Raw genomic sequence first — 18,242 nt, forward strand, 5'->3', positions numbered from 1 at the left:
CCGTCTCTGCATTTCTAAAACCGGAGATTCAGGCCGATTGTAAAGCTTTTCATGACAGAGGCCCCCGGCGTGAAGCCTACACCGGTCTCCGGATCGAGGCCCTTCCATTTCGTGAAGGTGAATAGATTTTTGCCCGAGATAAATAGCCGTAGCTGTTGAATATTTAATGCCTCTTCTATAGGGTCGCTAAGCTCGTAGGATAGCGACAGGTCCTGTACACGCACAAAGTTTCTTTGTGTGTACCGTTCACCGCCATATTGCGACGCCAGGTCAAGGCGCCTGTAGCGGGCATTGGGACGTTCGGGCATCCAATAGTCCCAGGCGCCGCTGGGTACGTTATTGTAGCTGAGCTGATCTCTTTTGGCCCAGTTCAGGTTGGCATGAGGAGTATCATTTCCATAATAACCCTTTCTGCCTCCCTGGATAGAATGGATAAACAGGTATAGTTCAAAGTTTTTATAACGCACGCGGTTGGTGATTCCCAGGCGATATGCAGGATCTGTGTAGCCCAGGATCCTGCGGTCGGTCAGCGAAGAAATGGCGCCATCATCGTTCAGGTCCCTGAGCTTGTAAGTGCCCGGATAAAAGCCTGCAGGAATTTTATCATCGAGTTGCCACATGCCGATGACCTCATAATCGTAAATAACACTTTGTGGTTGCCCGATAAATAATTTGTTATCCACCAGGTTGTCTTCTTTTCCATCGCCATCGTTGTCTGCTCCCAATAAGGATTCAATTTTATTGCGGTAACGGCTATAATTAATGGTTGTGGTCCAGGTCCAATCGCGGTTATCCAGAATGCTTCCTGTGAGAAACAGATCCAGTCCGTGATTGGATACAGATGCGATATTGGTATTGATCGAATTGAAGCCGGTGACATTAGGAATAGCAATGGCATACAGGATATTTTTAGTCTGGTTCCTGTAATAATCAATTGTTGCGCTCAGCCTTGAATGGAATAGGGTAAGATCAAGGCCGAGGTTCGCACCCCGGGTTGTTTCCCAACTCAATGCAGGATTGGCAAGAGAAATAATGCCCTGGCCGGGAGCGCTGTTGCCCCCATCGCCAAACACATATGCCGGTGCCGTAAGGACTTTTGCCCAGGTATCATACCGACCAACGCCTCTTCTTCCGATCTGTCCGTAGGACACTCTCCATTTTAAAAAATCAAGCCAGGCAATAGGTTCGAGAAACCGCTCCTTGCTCATCACCCATCCCAGGGCTGCAGTAGGGAATACGCCTATCTTGTTGTCTTGTCCAAACCCCGAGAACCCATCTCTTCTAACGGTACCGGTGAAGTAATATTTGCCTTTATAATCGTATAATAACCGCGCCATCGAGTAAAGGCTGGTTTCCACTTCTTTCAAAGAAGTTACGATGCTTTTTTCAGGATCTCCGCCTTCCAGGTAATCATAGCCCAGCGCGTCAATTGCAAAGAAATTAGCCTGCGCATCGAACCCTGTCATGCTTCTTCTTTCAATTCCATACAACAAAGTAGCGCTCACGGTATGGCTTGTAAACGTGCGCTGGTAGGCAAGAATATCGTCCAGCGTATAATCCCTTCCTTCGTCAAAAGTCCGGTAGGCTTGTCCCTGGCGGCTGTTGGCGTAAGGGTTAAAAAGGGATGTGTCTGTCATCCGGTAGTTGTTGGCATAATTGACGCGATAAGACAAGCCGCTCAAGGGCAGTTTTATATTCGCATACAGAATGTTGCTGAATGTTTTATTCACCTGCTGGTTGTCTTGCATGATCGTAAGGAAAGGGTTGAGCAGGATCCCGTCAGGATAGGTTTCATACGCACCGGCGGAGTCGTAGACCGGCGCCCAGGGTTGTAAATAAAAAGGGGTGCTCACACCCGCCGTCATCCCCGAATAATCGCCGATGCTCACAAATGTCTGTGTCCCGATACCGAGCCAGCGATTCACGGTAAAGTCGAGATTCACCCTGAAATTATATCGTTTGTAGTTGTCGTTTCTTAAATAGCCCTTCTGATCGGTAATACCTCCGGAAACGAAATAGGCCAGCGATTTGCTTTTCCCGCTGATGCTCAGGTTATGGGTGTTGACGCGGCCGTTCTGTGTGAACAGGTCCCACCAACGATTGTCTCTCCCCGTCTCATAACCCGTGCCTATTTCTTTGGTCTTAAATTCCAGTTGATAGTCGGGATTGGCTTCGAGATAGTCAGGCCCGATCCGCGCGCCCTCGTGCCAGAAGATATCGCGGAAAAAGTTCCTGTATTCTTCGTTACCCATCGCGGTTAATTCATGGGAGGGCGTTTGCACGGAATAGCTGCCGCGATATTCGACGATGGGTTTATCAGCGATTTGTCCTTCCCTGGTGGTGATCAGTATCACGCCATTGGAAGCCTCCGAACCGTAGATGGCCGCAGAGCTGGCGTCTTTTAAGATATCGACGGATGCGACATCTGCGGGATTAATATCCACCAGGTCGCCCCGGTAGATAATGCCATCTACTACAACCAAAGGCGCGTTTGCCGCCGCAGTGCGGGATAAGGTGTTGGATGCCCTTACGGAAAGTGTGGGCGTTTGTCCGGCCTGAGTGACTGCGCCTACGTTTAACCCCGGTACGTTTCCCTGCAGCGCCTGTGTGATCGAAATGTTGGGAAAATCGGTCGCCTGATCAAGAGAGGCATTGACAACAGCTCCGGTCAGGTCTCTTTTCTTGATTTTAGCCCCATAACCGATGACTACTACTTCATCGAGCTCGTCTGCTTGCGCTTCAAGGACGACCGAGACTATGCCGCGGCCGGTTACGTTTTCTTCTTTGACCCGGAAACCTACTGCGCTGAATACGAGCACCGCATTGTCCCGGGCTACATTGATAGAATAGCGTCCGTTATTATCTGTGGTAGCGCCAACCACTGCGTTTTTTACTGTCACAGTTACTCCGGACAATGGTTTGTTGTTATGGTCGGTCACGATGCCGGTAATGCGTTGGGTATGCTCCTGCGCGGTCAGGCACAGCAGGGAAAATAAGACGCTGAACAAACACAGTAGCGTTCTTTTTATCAGGAAAATTGAAGAAAGGATGCAGCCGGTTGTCTTCATCATAATAGGCAATTTTTTTAAGCGGTTCGCTTGGCAGTTGGTCAAATAATGCTGAGTAGGGTCTGTGCGTAAGACCTGAGCGATAATAAATTTTGTCATTGAAGATAATGGGCGCTCTGACTCACAGGATCGATCAGAGAAGAACAAAGGTTATGGTGATCGCATTGTTATATCCGTGGTTATGTGTTATTTCATGACAGCGCAGGGTATTGAAGCCGTTTGAAAAACATGAGCTAATCAGCAGCGTAAACCGGTGTTGCAGGCGGAACCAGTCGAGATAATTATAAGAACAGCAATAAAGGTATTAAGATTTTTGAATATTTTATAAAAAATGAATATTTTTAAACGATAATTTATATTAGTTTTTCAAAAACGATTTATGAGATATTGCCTTTTCTGCTTGACACTGCTTTTTTGTTTAAGAGGCGAAAGCCAATCCAATGCTGCTAAACCCAATATTATATTCTTGTTTTCAGATGACCAGCGGGATAATACTTTTGGCGCTATGGGTCACCCCGTGATCAAAACGCCGCATGCTGATAAACTGATCAGAAGCGGGGTTCGATTCAGCAACACGTATATAGCCGAACCCACCTGCGCTCCCAGCCGCGTGGCAGTGCTGACGGGCATGCACGAGCGCATCAATGGGGTGGGCTTTTCTTCATCCTACCAGTTGACGGAACAACAGTGGGAACAGACATATCCGGCTTTACTAAGAAAAAATGGTTATTACACGGGTTTCATAGGAAAGATCGGGATGGAGTATTATACCTTTAGGGGAAAAGCGGGCGAGAAGTTTGATTATTGGCGCGGTCACGACGGCTGGGCCACCTTTTGGGCGAAGTCGATGAAGCCCTATGCTGACTCAGAGGCCGACATCATCACAGCCGTAGACGGGGAAAGTATTCAGCGGTTTCTGACCACGGTGCCGGCCGACAAGCCTTTTTGCTTATCGGTTAGTTTTTCTGTTCCTCACGGAAGCCAGATCACATCTATGTATCCCGAACGCGATCCACATCCTTTCTGCACGGTGGCTGCTAATCAAAATCCCCGCCTGAAGCACAACCCCTTCTACGATACCTTGTACCGCACGCAATACATTCCCATACCAGCAGCGACTGCGACCAATCCGTATGCTTATATTCCCGAGTTCCTGATGGATCAGCAGCAGGGCAGGGCCAACACCGTATATCCTTACGATTATGATACAGCCACCTGCCGGGAACACCATATTCGCTATTACCAGCAAATATCCGCCATGGATCAGGCGATCGGCGACATGATGGCAACGCTGGAAAAAAAGGGATGGAGCGACAACACTATCATCATTTTTGCCAGCGACCACGGTCTCTTGATGGGAGAATATGGTATGGGTGGCAAAGGACTTTTATACGACCTGACCTCCAAGATCCCATGCTTTATCCATGATCCAAGGCAGCCTCAAAACCGTAAAGGAGTTACGGTGGATAAACTGGTGTCAAGTCTTGATTTAACTGCTACTATTTTGGATTACGCCGGCGTACGTCAACCCTCGCAAATGCAGGGCCGTAGCCTCGTTCCGCTTATTTCCGGTCAGCCGGTCGATTGGCGGAAGGAGCTGTTCCTGGAAAATTTGTTCACCTCGCGAGATACCCCTTTTGGCGAAGGCGTCGTGATGGGCAAATGGAAATATATACGCATGTATGACGGAGTGATGCCTTACAATGAAACGCATGTTGATTTCAAAGGCAGGAAGCCGGACTTTGAGCAGCTATTTGATCTCGATGCCGATCCGGGAGAGGTAAATAACCTCGTAGAAAAAATGGCGCATAGTAAAATGCTGAAAGAACTGAGAAGTAAAACAGAAAAGTATTCGATCCGGATCAATAAAGACAGGGACGCTTACAGGCAAACACACCAGGTAAGTAAGCGGGTCTCCTAAACACTGAGAGCAAACAACCAGTAAAGTACGACAAGGAATTAACAATAAGCCGCGTTCACGGAACGCGGCTTATTGTTAATAATTTACAGGAGTGATGCCAACCCGCCTGAATTAACGTCAGGCTGAAGGGTAGGGTACTCATTTTATCATTAGGCAGGGTCGAAGCTTAAACAAACTTCCAGGTCTCTTGCCGAGTAAGCCAGACCGTATTGTTTTAATACGTCGTCCGGAACACCGTTCCATTGATTGGGTTTGTTGCCCGCATAACCCAGGTCTTTCACGCCAATTTCAGAGGTATAGAAACCGGTGGCGGTCAGATCGCGTAGGGTAGAGAAGAAAGCTACGCCTTGTGCAAGCTCCGCTTTACCTTTCGCTCTTTCAGGATAAGCAATCAGGTCTACCACTTCGATCCGCTGTTGCTCATTACAATCTTTGAAGGTCTTATTATATTTTCTGAGGCAGAACATGTCGAGCCAGCGCAAACCACCGCGCAGCGGCACCTGGAAGCCGGGTTGATCTTTGACCGTAAATTCGATGAATTCAGGAACTTTTGCTTCACTGGCGCTGCCGCTCACTTCATCTTTCGGGATGATGATATCGCCGAGGATGGTGATCGTCGCCATTTCGTGCTCTGTAAAAAAGTTGGGCAGGTTCGCCACCGATTTTTCATACTGCAGTTCATCTTCATAACGATGTACACCGAACTTGGATTCGGGCGTAACGGGTGCTGCCTTTTTTTCTTCAGGCTTACAACCGGTCGCCAGGGTTGCAGATGCCAGGGCACTTGCTGCAATATATTTTAAGGAGTCTCTACGTTTCATTTTGATAAAATTAATGGTTCTTAAATGGTGGTGAGTAGTAAAAACAATAAACTATGACCATGGTCCATGAACCTTTTTACAGATTTTGCTTTTTCATTTCATCGATGATATACTCGCTGGCTCTCATGCTCAGCGCCAGGATCGTCCAGGTGATGTTTTTATCTGCCTGCGATGTAAACTGGCTGCCATCTACACAGAAGAGGTTTTTACAATCATGCGCCTGGCTCCACTTATTTAAAGCCGATGTTTTCGCACTGTCGCCCATGCGCGCTGTTCCTGCTTCGTGGATAATATATCCGGGTTTATCCAACCCGTAGTTATTCTCAGGACCGTCATCACCCCAGGTAATCACGGCACCCATATTGTGCATGATCTCTTTGAATGTTTCTTTCATGTGCTTGGCCTGCTTGATCTCGTAATCACTTTGTGTTACGTTAAAGCGAAGCACCGGAATACCATATTTATCAACGGTGTTGGGATCGATCTCGCAATAGTTGTGTTCGTAGGCAATTGCTTCACCCCGGCCGGCCATTCCCACGTTAGCTCCGTAAAAATAACGCTGATCTTCTTTAAACGACGCTCCGTATCCACCCGCTTCTTTTTTCTTGCCGTTTACCGGATATTTGCCGTTCATTGCTTCCATGCCCATACCAAAACCATATGCAGGCTGCCCGAAGCCACCCCAGTATTCAATGTGATAACCGCGTGGAAAGTCCAGCTTCTTATTGTCGAGCCACCATGGCGTATATACGTGCATCCCACCAACGCCGTCTTCGTTATATCTTTTTCTGCCAAACAGTTCAGGGATGTAACCGCCCATGGCAGCACCGTTACTGTCCTGAAGGTATTTACCTACGACGTTGCTGCTGTTTGCCAATCCGTTCGGGTGGCGCTGCGATTTAGAGTTCAACAGTAAGCGTGCAGTTTCGCAGGCGCTCGCGGCGAGGATCACTACGCGGCCTTCTACCTGGTATTCCAGCATGTCTTCTTTGTTGACATAGGATACGCCGGTAGCCTTTCCATCTGTGTCCGTCAATACTTCACGCGCCATCGCGTTGGCGATCACCTCCAGTTTACCGGTTTTTAACGCCGGATAGATCAGTACATTGGAAGAAGAGAAATCGGCTTTGGCCATGCTGCAGTTTCTGCCGCATTGGGCACAGAAGAAGCAGGCGCCGCGCTCTTCGTTGATGGTTTTTGTTAGAATAGACAAGCGGGAAGGGATGACCGGTACGTTTGATTTTTCCGCGCCTTTTTTAATGAACATCTCGTGCAGACGTGGCTTGGGAGGAGGGAGGAAAATTCCGTCCGGTTCGTTGGGGAAATTTTCGACGCTTCCGAATACACCGATCAGCTTATCAACTTTATCGTAATAAGGTTTTACATCGTCGTAGGTAATAGGCCAGTCGGCGCCGATACCGTCGTTGCTGTATCCTTTAAAATCTTTCGGTCCGAAACGCAGTGAGATGCGTCCCCAGTGGTTGGTACGTCCGCCCAGCATCCGCGCGCGAAACCATTCCCATTCGGTTCCCGAGGCGCGGGTATAAGGCTCTCCCTCAATCTCCCATCCGCCGTAGCAAGCGTCGAAGTCGCCGAAAGGCCGGTATTTGGTGGCCCTTCCGCGGCGTGGAGAATCCCATGGGTTCTTCAATTGATAGATCTCTTTCTGCGGATTATACATAGGCCCCGCTTCGAGCATACACACGTTTAAACCGGCGTTAGCCAGTGTATAAGCAGCCATTCCTCCTCCTGCTCCTGATCCCACTATAACGACATCGTACTTTTTTGGTTGCTTTTTTATTTGTAAATCGGACATCTGGCAAAGTTATTTTTCGAGAATTAAAGATACAATTATACAAATTTTGAAATAAAATGTGCAAAATCTATTTTGCAAAATTTTGGCAAACTGATTTGAATCATTAAACTTTGAGAAATAATCAGGAATTAATGCGTAACAGGTTTTCGTTATTTTTTGTATTCTTGTTGATTATTATCATTGGATTGCTTGCTTATTTTCTTGGTAAGAAGAGTGCTTCCACTACCGTGGACAATGTGGTAATGAATGATGTGCTGATCCGACAGATTGCTGAACTTTCTGCATTGGAAGTGCGGGGCAATGCCAGTATAAAAAGCAGCAACATCAAAAATGACGGGAGCATCTCAGATAATTTCAGGAGATTATTTCTGGAGCGGACTTTCAATATTTCCGTACCTTATGTCGCGAAATATGGAATTAGCCTCGACAACCAATCGATTAATATCGAAGAAAAGAACAAACAAGTGTATATTGTGCTGCCCGACCCCAAATTGCTGAGCTACGAATTGAGGATGGATAAGGCTGACGCCGCATCGCGCAAAGGCTGGTTTGAAACGAGTGATGAAGAAGCCTACAACAAGCTGATGCGAAAGCTGTACACGCAATCAAAAGCACAACTGGAGCAGCATAACGGCTATCGTGAGCGTTCGAAAGAAAAGATCAGGAAAATTATTCAAGACTATTACGCCCCTCTGAATTTTAATGTTGAAGTGACGTTTGTAAAAGATCTGAAGAGCAGCGTAACGGAGCTTGAAAGGCAATAAAAACATTAACAGTATTTTTAATAGTCCATTTTCAATTATTTCATCTTATATCTCATATGAACAGCGTGTCCGGATTTTTCTTCCGTAAAGAAAAGATCATGTGCTGCTTTTCATGAAGCCATTAAAAAAAACAAAAAAAGTACGAATGAAAAAAAATCTTTTCAATTCCCGTAGAAATTTTCTAAGGAACGCAGCGGTGGTTGGAGCAGGAGTAACCATTGTACCAAGACATGTGCTCGGCCGTGGTTTTGTAGCGCCCAGCGACAAACTGAACATTGCCGGCATTGGTGCGGGCGGTAAAGGAGAAAGCGATATTGCCGAAATGGCCAAAAGCCCTCATGTAAACATCGTAGCACTGTGTGACGTTGACGACAGACAGGCGGTCAACTCCCGCAAAAGATTTCCAAAAGCCAATTATTACAAGGATTTTAGAGACCTGCTGGCTAAGGAAAAAAATAATATTGACGCGTGTACGGTAAGTACACCTGACCATACGCACGCGGTTGCCACTTTAGCGGCCATGCAATTGGGCAAACACGTTTATACTCAGAAGCCTTTGACACACGATATTTATGAGGCGCGTATACTGGCTCAGGCTGCTAAAAAATATAAGGTGGTTACACAAATGGGTAACCAGGGGGCTTCCGGTGACGGCGTTAGACAATCCAAAGAGATTTATGACGCAGGCATGATCGGTGATGTATACGAAGTACATGCCTGGACCAACCGTCCGATCTGGCCGCAAGGCGTACCTAAGCCAACCGGCAATCATCCGATCCCTAAAGAGCTGGATTGGAACTTATGGCAGGGAACTGCAAAGGCAGACGATTACAATCCGGCATATGTACCTTTCAACTGGCGCGGATTCTGGGCTTACGGAACAGGGGCGTTAGGAGATATGGCCTGTCACATCATGGATCCGATCTACCGTATCCTGCCGATCCTTTATCCTGAATCAGCAGAGTGTAGCATTGCCAATCAATGGACGGGGATGAACCAGCCGGCGAACAACAACTTCAGCTGCCCGACTTCCTCTATCATTCACCTGGTATATCCGAGAACGGATAAAAAAGGAAAGATCAATGTTTCCTGGTATGACGGTGGTTTGTTACCACAAAGACCGGAAGAATTGTTACCGGATGAAGAGTTAGGCAACTGGGACGGCGGATGTTTGTTTGTAGGAACAAAAGGGAAGCTGTTGATGGACTGTTACGGTGCCAAACCAAGGTTATTGCCTACCAAGTTAATGAAGGAAAAGACAATGCCTAAAGCTACGCTGAAGCGTGTTCCCGAAGGACATTACCTGCAGTGGGTAAACGCTTGTATGGCAGGTTATGGAAAAGGCGAGACCAGCTCTCCGTTTGAGTATGCAGGTCCGTTTACCGAAAGTATCCTGATGGGTAACCTGGCGATCAGAAGCGCCATGTACATGGATCCAAGTGTTTCCGGATGGGGTAAAGATCCGTTTACCGGCCGTAAGAAATTACTGTGGGATGCGGAGAACATGAAGATTACCAACTTCGATGTGGCCAACCAGTTTGTAAAAAGAGAGTACAGAGAAGGTTGGGGCAGCCTCACCTTGTAATGAACGACTTCAATTCATGATACCAGCTCCGGCGAAGCCGGAGCTTTTTTTGTGCACATGAGGGGCAATATCATTGAATAGAATTCCTCCCCATCCGTACCATCCGGGCGGGTGCTCCGATCGGAACGGCGAACACCAACGACCCTCATTGCGGTCGCCTGCCCGCCCCGATGAATCCGTTCTCCAGCCCGAAAGATTCACTCTGGCGGGGACGGGTAACCCGACCATCTCATGTCTTCGCCCATGGTTTTGGAAAAAAAGAAGGCTTACTTTGTGTATGTTACACTTAGTAAGCCTTCCTTATTAAAGTATGTAATATCGTAGTGCTATTCAGCCATCGAAATTAATAAGCCGCATGATTGGCGTGATCGTGTTGCTGTAGCGCCTTCACGATTTTCTTTGTAACGGGCGCCGGAACTTTCACTTCCATTTCATCCGGCAGCGATAGCTGGGCGAGGGTTGGCGCAATCACCAGCGAAACAATGGACATCAGTTTGATAAGGATGTTCATAGATGGACCAGAAGTGTCTTTCAGCGGATCTCCCACTGTGTCGCCGGTTACAGATGCTTTATAAGGCTCTGAATTCTTATAATACATTTCACCGTTGATCTCAACGCCCTTTTCAAAAGACTTTTTCGCATTATCCCAGGCGCCACCGGCGTTATTCTGGAACATCCCTAACAACACACCACTTACGGTAGCACCGGCCAGGAATCCGCCTAATGCTTCTGCACCTAAACCCGGTAAGAATCCAATCACCAAAGGAGAAATTACGGCGATGGTTCCTGGTACGATCATTTTTTTAATAGAAGCTTCGGTGGATATTTCAACGCATTTGTCATATTCCGGTTTGCCCGTACCTTCCATGATCCCGGGTATCGTGCGGAACTGCCGTCTTACTTCCTCCACCATGGCCATGGCAGCTTCTCCTACAGCGCGGATGGCTAAAGAAGAAAACAGGAAGGGAATCATTGCCCCTACAAATAAACAAGCCAGTACATTGGCTTTATAAATATCAATGCCCTGGATACCGGCCACGCCGACGAAAGCGGCAAACAATGCCAACGCCGTTAAGGCGGCCGACGCAATAGCAAAACCTTTTCCGGTGGCAGCCGTTGTATTACCCACTGCATCCAATACATCGGTCTTCTCACGCACATCTTTCGGCAGTTCGCTCATTTCAGCAATACCACCCGCATTATCTGCGATAGGACCAAAGGCGTCAATCGCCAATTGCATCGCCGTAGTGGCCATCATGGCGGCGGCGGCAATGGCAACACCGTATAACCCTGCACACTCGTAAGAACCCCAGATACCGGCGGCCAACACGATTATGGGTAAAAAGGTAGATTCCATGCCCATTGCAATACCCCCGATCACATTGGTAGCATGTCCGGTAGAAGATTTTTTAATGATCCTGTTGACAGGACGTCTGCCCATCGCCGTGTAATATTCTGTGATGATGCTCATCAATGCACCTACCAGCAATCCCACGCCTATCGCGCCTAAGACACCGTATTTAGTGAAAACAAAACCACGCAACTCCATCTGATCGGGCATCAGCCAGAGTACGAGACCTATAGAAGCGATAGCAGTCAACACCATGGAGCCCCAGTTGCCCATGTTCAGGGCCTTTTGAACTGTTTCAGTGCTGATGGGAGCGTTTTCGCTGATCTTAACGAAGAGCGTACCGATAATTGAGAATAATATACCCACGCCTGCGATCAACATCGGAAGGATGATGGGAGAGAAGCCGTCTAACGCATCGTTAGCGCTTTGAATGTTAATTTGTTGTCCCAAGACGATCGTGGCCAGCACCGTAGCAACATAAGAGCCAAACAGATCGGCGCCCATTCCTGCAACGTCACCCACATTGTCGCCTACGTTATCGGCGATGGTAGCGGGGTTGCGCGGATCATCTTCAGGTATGCCGGCTTCAACCTTTCCTACGAGGTCAGCCCCTACATCCGCGGCTTTGGTGTAAATACCGCCGCCTACACGGGCAAACAATGCGATCGATTCTGCTCCGAGCGAAAACCCGGTCAGCACCTCAATCGTCTGGATCATCTCTTCGGAATTCAGCGGAGCGCCGGGAGCGAAATAATGTTTAAATACGATATACAATCCACCTAAACCTAAAACAGCCATACCGGCTACGCCAACACCCATCACAGCGCCACCGCCGAAAGATACGTTCAACGCTTTCTTCAGGCTGCTCCGTGCGGCATGTGCCGTCCGTACATTAGACAAGGTAGCAGACCTCATTCCGATATAACCAGCTAGTGCGCTCAGGATCGCACCTATAATAAAAGCGACAGAGATCAACCAATGGGAGTGAGGATTGGTTTGTGCCAATATAGCCAGCAAAATACCCACTACTACTACGAAATAGCCTAGTATTTTCCATTCTGCTCTTAAAAAAGCCATAGCGCCTACGCTGATGTAGTCACTGATCTCTTTCATTCTTGGTGTTCCGGTGTCTTGCTTAGAAACCCACTTAAACTTGAAATACGTGTACAATAAGCCTATAACGGCCATCACAGGTACTAAATAGATGATGTGTTGCATATAATTATGAAATCATGTCTTATTTTGGCAAGGCTGCAAATATAAGTGATGGAATTAAATTGTTATGGTTTATTTCGATCCAGCTGGCTTTGTTTATAGTACCCATTTCATTAAGTGCGGGGCAAACGCATCTAAACCAATACCGGAGATGCACAAGTGCGGAACAGGTGCCGTTTAAAAACAGGCGCAAAACCGGAGTAGCTGATTTTTTTATATCTAAAGTGACACATGTCTTAGCCTATATTAATTGAACGATGAATGTAATTTAGAAAAGTCTTGATGCTTCGAAATATTCAACGGGTGTGACCACGTGCGCAATTTTGGCTCACAAAGCCAAACTCATATTCGTGTAAAGCCTTTTGTAGGAAAGAGTTGTAGTTCCCTATTCGGGTTTCTTTTACAGACCATCACGCAGCCACTTGCTTTTTCGGGCTTTTTAATAGATCCGATGTGTATGTGGGGAATAAACATAAAAAAAATACATTATATTATAAGGAGTTTTAATAAAAAATCTGTATTTTCCCGGTGTTAAGTGTTTGTCTATGAGTTCATAGAGAAACACTTTCCCGAAAAACACAGTAGCGTTGCTAACGCGCTTTAAACTTAAGAAACTAAATATGAAAAAAGCCTTCTTGTCTTTTTTGACTGCCGTGCTATGTTTTGGCGTCATCCTTTCCAGTGCAACCCATACCGCAGCTCAATGTGCTCCCTGCGCCGGTTTGAGCGGAGGAACAGGACCAGCCGATGATCTGGACGGTGATGGTGTTTGTAATGATAAAGATGTGGACGACGATAACGATGGGATTTCGGATATCGCCGAAGGCGCCACTACCAGTAATAATTCCATTGTGAACGGCAACTTCGGTACGAATACTGAAACGACCAGCGAAGGTAATCTGAACGGCTGGACAACCAATGGCTCGGGATCGGATTCCTCAGCTAATAACTGGATCGCGTGGAGGGGAGCTGCGGTAGTCTGGAGAGATGGCGCCCAGGGTTTGAATCTTTATCAGACCGTACCTTTTAAGACTTCGGCTACGCCGGATCTTGCAACGTTTACGGTAAGAGTAAAAGCCATAAACACAACTGATGCGCCAAACAGTTGGGCTTTCGGGTTCCTGGATATTTTTGTGGAAGCGAGTTCTGGCCTCGTTAAACTGTTCAGCGTCCAAAATCCGCTTACATCCAACCGCAATACAGATTCTGTCTACATTACGGAGGTAGACCCTACATTGGTGCAAAGCCTTTCTGTTAATGGTGATTATACGCGGCGCAGATTTGCTGTAGGCGAATATGTCACGATCCGGGCAAATATAAATACCGCAACATTAGCTAACTCAGGTTTACTCTTGGCGCAGCGCAATAACAAACCAGGTTGGACACAACCCAGTCAAAACGGAGCTGATGATTTTTATGTAGACGACTTTTCTTATACCTACAACCAGCATACAGATACAGACGGCGACACTGTACCCGATCATCATGATCTCGATAGTGATAATGACGGAATCCTTGATGTCATAGAAGCCAATCCTGAAAACTACGACAGTGTCGCCCTGGGCGATCAATGCAGGTATCCGGATGGTGATAATTTAGTCAACGGTTGTGAAGATGGAAGCACGGATCATGCTGTGGCTACCGTGATAGATACCGACGCCGATAACATACCGGATTATCTGGATCTGGACAGTGACAATGATGATTGTCCCGACGCCAGGGAAGCTAATATAGACGGGGATGTAAACAGAAGCACCGATGAGTATGAAACAGCGGTTGCTGAAGGTGCTGATCGTAATGGTCTTACCAATGCGGGCTGCGGTTCAAGGCCTGCCGACTATGATTGGATCGATGGTGTGCCGAACCTGGAGGATGGTTGCAGGCAAAAGGAGAATTTGTCTGTGTTGTTTACCAACTTGAGCGCGTTTGTCAGGGGCGGATTCTTACAGGTATCCTGGACCACGGCAGCAGAAACCGAAAGCCATCATTTTGAAATAGAGGTATCGAAAGACGGCAACAACTGGATAAAAATCGGTGATAATATTGCCAGCAAGGCGAACGGAGGCAACTCGGATATGAGTATACAATATGACGAAACCATCCCTCTAAGCGGCATGGCACTAACCGGTGTTTACCTGATCCTGTTAAGCCTGAGCGCTATGTTCCGGCGCCACAAATGGCTGGGATCGGTGCTCGTTGCAGTGATGATCGTCAGCGCCCTGCCATATGGTTGTGTAAAAAACACGGCTATCGACAACGACCGCGCTAAGAAGTCTTACGTACGCATTAAGCAGGTGGATAAGGACGGTACGGCCTGTTATTCAAAAGTCATCACTGCGATTATAAAGTAAAGGAATCCATAACGGGCATTGCATTTTATGCAAACTAAAGATAGCGGGGCCTGTTATTAAGGATAAAGACATTGAAAGAGCGAACCCACGCAGGGCCTCTTCGCGGGTTCTTTTTTTAGTTAGACTTTATGATCTTATGTACAACAAGTTTCTACCATTTCAGTAAATCCAATACCGTTTTCTTTTAGCTTTATTAAAATAGGATGATATATAGCTTCTATTACCGGGATGTGAAGCCCTGTAACATTCAGTTGCTTTTGGAGAATCAATTCAGCGGCGATCGCTAAAGGTAAGCCTACCGTCTTAGCCATTGCCGTGTCCAAAGCATTGTCGCCTTTCACCACCATATAACTTTTCAGCGACTGTTGTTGTCTGTCTAACTCGTATGTAATCTCGTGCAGCATCACGATCATATCTTTATCCTTGTCAGACAACTTCAACCGGTGTTCCAGCAGGTATTGAAGAATGGTTGCCGGCGAGGCGCCCTTTAGTGGCGGAATAGGTTGTTCGGAAAACAGTCCTAAAAAACCGAACAGCAGTTGTATGAGTGGACGGTCCGCGCGATCCACCTGTTCCTCGATAAATTCTTCCAGGTCATTCGCCAGCCCGGTTTGTTGAATCGAATGATTTACCCAATGCCGTATGGACCTGTCCTCGACACCAATAAGTGGTACTTCCCCGGTAAGACCTGCCCGAATGATATACTGCCAGCCTTTGCAAAAATCGGGATGCCGAAGCGTGGTCCTCATGAAGGTGTGTACATGCTGCAATCCATATAATGCTGCGTAGCATTGCGCGTCGCGATTGGGATACCATGCATAGTTGCCCAGCCCGGGAATATCTACGGTTTCACAATTACTGAAGAGATCCTGATGGGCGACATGTGTCAGCTGATCATTTCTTTTAAAGGTCGCGCCACTTTTTCCTGCATGCACTACATTAGCGGGATTCCATGTGATCTTGTAATGCCAGGGATTATCATCGCTTTCCGGTGCTACAAGTCCTCCGCAATGCGATCTGAAATCAGTAATACGTCCGCCTTTTGATTGTATATCATCAATGAGCTGCATGGCGCTCATATGGTCAATACCCGGATCGAGTCCCATCTCATAAAGGAAGAGCAGTTGGCGTTCCCTGATTTGCGGCTCCAGCAGCCTGGTCTGGTCATCCACGTACGAAGCGGTCAGTAGATTTTTGTGGTTGTCCAGGCAGTCAAGAGCGATCAGGTAATGCAGCTGCGGCGGCAACATCGAGATGACGATATCGGCTTGCTTAATGATGTTCTTCCTTGCTGCGCCATCATTTATATCAAAAGCGATGGCCTTAGCGGATGGGTGTCCCTTGATTTTTGACAGGGCCAACTCCTTATTCCCGTCTACTACAGTGATATGCCACTGGTAAATGGGCGCCTGCAAAAGAAGTTGGCCGATCAGAACGGTTGCGGATTTTCCGGCACCGAAAATGAGAATATGGTTGGAAGTGGTTGACAAGAATGGTACACCTATAGTTAACAAAAAAGCCACCTTTAAGGTAGCTTTTTTGTCTGGGAACACCAAGTTGTTTATTTCTTCTTCTTTGTTTTTGTTTTGCCGGCATTACCGCCTTTGCTTTTCTGATCGGCCAGCTGCACTGCTTTGTAAGCATTGACAATACCACCATATACCGATATTTCAGACATCATCACTTCGGGACCGCCTCCGGGATTTGCCACTTTGGAAGTAGGCTTGCTCACGCTGTTTTCAATGATCTCTTTCACCTCGACAGCAGAAAGATCAGGATAGTAGCTCATGATCAATGCGGCAATCCCAGAAACCACAGGAGCTGCCATACTGGTGCCCTGCAGGTTAGCGTAAGTATTGCCTCCCGGAACTGTTGAATAAATCCGAACACCGGGGGAGAATACATCTACTTCTTTTTTACCGTAGTTGGAAAAGCTCGCAGTAAGTCCGCCCGCTTTTTTATCGCCGCTGGCACCGATGGTAATCCAGTTGGCGGGTCTTTCACCGCCGACAAAAGTAGCTGAAGGAAAGTTGAACGCTGTGTCAATATTGGCTGCGTCATTACCAGCTGCATGCACCATCAAAACGTCTTTGCTGGCGGCATATTTAACGGCTTCGTCTACCCATTTTTTCTCAGGGGAATAACCCTTGCCGAAGCTCATGTTGATCACGCGTGCGCCATTGTCCACCGCATAGCGTATAGCCAGTGCAATGTCTTTATCATGCTCGTCGCCGTCAGGCACGGCTCTGATGCTCATCAGCTTCACGTTGTCGGCAACACCATCCACACCCACACTGTTGTTTCTTGCCGCACCGATAATACCTGCTACGTGCGTGCCATGCAATGCGGATTCATTATCAACCAGCACATTGCCGTTACCGTAATATTTGTCATTGAAATCGCTGTAGTTGTCGTTGACCACCTCGCCGCGATAATTCTGCGGAGCTCTTTCAGCAATGGTTATTTTATCCAGGTCTTTCTGGATTTCTTCCATTAACATTTTGCTGCTGATGTCGTCGTTGTCGTTGCCTTTACAAGTAGCCATCATGATTTGTTTCACTTTTGTAGCAGACGCTGCTAAAGGTGTGTAAGCAGCCAGATCTTTACAGGTATACACCTCTTTTTTCAGATCGGCACGGATCACAGAATCTCCTTCTTTGAACACCTCAGCCATCAGCTTCATGAATTCCGCCTCTTCCTTGTTGGAATTGTTCTTTTCGATCTCTTCTTTAGCTCTTACCCACATGTTGTAATCGTACCTGTCACTGGCCGGAATCTCACCGGCGGATTTGCCTTCAAACTTTTGTTTGAATTTCCAGTACACACGCGCCCCTTCGAAAGAGTCTTTTGTTACATTTTTTGTACCGTCCTTGCTACCCAGGAAGTTCCACCCGTGGATATCATCAATATAGCCATTCTTGTCATCATCGATACCGTTACCGGGTATTTCTTTTTCGTTGACCCACAATACCGGTTTCAGGTCTTCATGTGTCGTGTCGATCCCGGAATCCACGATCCCTACGACTACAGTCGAGCTTTTGCGACCTTTGGATTTCAAAAAGTCGTATGCCTGATCGAGGCTGATGCCATAAAGACTGTCTTTCTGCAGATCTTTTAAATGCCAGCCCTGTGGAACAGACTGTTGCGCGGCTACATGGGAAAAAGCCCCTGCCGCTAAAACAATACCTAATGCACTAAATAATCTATTCATGTAAAACAATTAATTATTAAAACAAACTACAAAAATAGAGCTAACACCTTAAAACTTATCATAAAATGATAAACGGCGGTAAAAAGCAGTTTAGTGGTTATTAGCCGATAGCTTGTAGTCGATGGTCCATAGCCAATGG

At 47.1% G+C, this 18,242-nt stretch carries 10 protein-coding genes; 4 read left to right on the forward strand and 6 right to left on the reverse strand.

Features of this window, described 5'->3' with window-relative positions; all coding sequences use genetic code 11:
- Positions 1-14 precede the first annotated feature (14 nt).
- On the reverse strand, positions 15-3,071 hold the full coding sequence (locus tag ACU37H_RS18675) for a SusC/RagA family TonB-linked outer membrane protein (protein ID WP_472705965.1): 3,057 nt from the start codon (positions 3,069-3,071) through the stop codon (positions 15-17).
- A 376-nt stretch (positions 3,072-3,447) separates the two neighbouring features.
- Here ACU37H_RS18675 and ACU37H_RS18680 point away from each other — a divergent pair, with 376 nt between their 5' ends.
- Positions 3,448-4,989: a sulfatase-like hydrolase/transferase gene (locus ACU37H_RS18680; RefSeq protein ID WP_472705966.1), complete on the forward strand. Its 1,542-nt coding sequence runs from the start codon at positions 3,448-3,450 to the stop codon at positions 4,987-4,989.
- A gap of 149 nt (positions 4,990-5,138) precedes the next feature.
- Here the strand turns inward: ACU37H_RS18680 and ACU37H_RS18685 are convergent, their stop codons facing one another.
- Both ACU37H_RS18685 and ACU37H_RS18690 read right to left on the reverse strand, forming a co-directional pair.
- The gene (locus ACU37H_RS18685; protein WP_472705968.1) at positions 5,139-5,810 is read right to left on the reverse strand and encodes a gluconate 2-dehydrogenase subunit 3 family protein; all 672 of its coding nucleotides are present in this window, start codon (positions 5,808-5,810) and stop codon (positions 5,139-5,141) included.
- Between the two features lie 76 nt (positions 5,811-5,886).
- A complete protein-coding gene (locus tag ACU37H_RS18690) occupies positions 5,887-7,626 on the reverse strand; it encodes a GMC oxidoreductase (RefSeq protein WP_472705970.1) in 1,740 nt (579 codons plus the stop codon).
- 131 nt (positions 7,627-7,757) lie between these two features.
- On the opposite strand from ACU37H_RS18690, the gene ACU37H_RS18695 reads away from it, so the two are divergent.
- Both ACU37H_RS18695 and ACU37H_RS18700 read left to right on the forward strand, forming a co-directional pair.
- The gene (locus ACU37H_RS18695; protein ID WP_472705972.1) at positions 7,758-8,390 is read left to right on the forward strand and encodes a DUF4230 domain-containing protein; all 633 of its coding nucleotides are present in this window, start codon (positions 7,758-7,760) and stop codon (positions 8,388-8,390) included.
- A gap of 145 nt (positions 8,391-8,535) precedes the next feature.
- On the forward strand, positions 8,536-9,975 hold the full coding sequence (locus tag ACU37H_RS18700; protein WP_472705974.1) for a Gfo/Idh/MocA family protein: 1,440 nt from the start codon (positions 8,536-8,538) through the stop codon (positions 9,973-9,975).
- Positions 9,976-10,318: 343 nt separating this feature from the next.
- On the opposite strand, the gene ACU37H_RS18705 is transcribed toward ACU37H_RS18700, so the two are convergent.
- The gene (locus ACU37H_RS18705) at positions 10,319-12,544 is read right to left on the reverse strand and encodes a sodium-translocating pyrophosphatase (RefSeq protein WP_472705976.1); all 2,226 of its coding nucleotides are present in this window, start codon (positions 12,542-12,544) and stop codon (positions 10,319-10,321) included.
- A 617-nt stretch (positions 12,545-13,161) separates the two neighbouring features.
- On the opposite strand from ACU37H_RS18705, the gene ACU37H_RS18710 reads away from it, so the two are divergent.
- Entirely contained in the window at positions 13,162-14,892 is a 1,731-nt protein-coding gene (locus ACU37H_RS18710) for a hypothetical protein (RefSeq protein WP_472705977.1), read from the forward strand.
- Between the two features lie 134 nt (positions 14,893-15,026).
- Here ACU37H_RS18710 and ACU37H_RS18715 read toward each other — a convergent pair whose 3' ends face one another.
- The gene (locus ACU37H_RS18715; RefSeq protein ID WP_472705979.1) at positions 15,027-16,415 is read right to left on the reverse strand and encodes a saccharopine dehydrogenase C-terminal domain-containing protein; all 1,389 of its coding nucleotides are present in this window, start codon (positions 16,413-16,415) and stop codon (positions 15,027-15,029) included.
- Between the two features lie 38 nt (positions 16,416-16,453).
- A complete protein-coding gene (locus ACU37H_RS18720) occupies positions 16,454-18,103 on the reverse strand; it encodes a S8 family peptidase (protein ID WP_472705981.1) in 1,650 nt (549 codons plus the stop codon).
- Between the last annotated feature and the right edge of the window lie 139 nt (positions 18,104-18,242).

Source organism: Niabella sp. ZPM-14 (assembly GCF_055693045.2).

Coding starts and splice junctions, on each gene's coding strand:
- ACU37H_RS18710 (WP_472705977.1), top strand. CDS start 13,162: ATGAAAAAAGCCTTCTTGTCTTTTTTGACTGCCGTGCTATGTTTTGGC.
- ACU37H_RS18680 (WP_472705966.1), top strand. CDS start 3,448: ATGAGATATTGCCTTTTCTGCTTGACACTGCTTTTTTGTTTAAGAGGC.
- ACU37H_RS18720 (WP_472705981.1), bottom strand. CDS start 18,103: ATGAATAGATTATTTAGTGCATTAGGTATTGTTTTAGCGGCAGGGGCT.
- ACU37H_RS18700 (WP_472705974.1), top strand. CDS start 8,536: ATGAAAAAAAATCTTTTCAATTCCCGTAGAAATTTTCTAAGGAACGCA.
- ACU37H_RS18675 (WP_472705965.1), bottom strand. CDS start 3,071: ATGATGAAGACAACCGGCTGCATCCTTTCTTCAATTTTCCTGATAAAA.
- ACU37H_RS18705 (WP_472705976.1), bottom strand. CDS start 12,544: ATGCAACACATCATCTATTTAGTACCTGTGATGGCCGTTATAGGCTTA.
- ACU37H_RS18690 (WP_472705970.1), bottom strand. CDS start 7,626: ATGTCCGATTTACAAATAAAAAAGCAACCAAAAAAGTACGATGTCGTT.
- ACU37H_RS18685 (WP_472705968.1), bottom strand. CDS start 5,810: ATGAAACGTAGAGACTCCTTAAAATATATTGCAGCAAGTGCCCTGGCA.
- ACU37H_RS18695 (WP_472705972.1), top strand. CDS start 7,758: ATGCGTAACAGGTTTTCGTTATTTTTTGTATTCTTGTTGATTATTATC.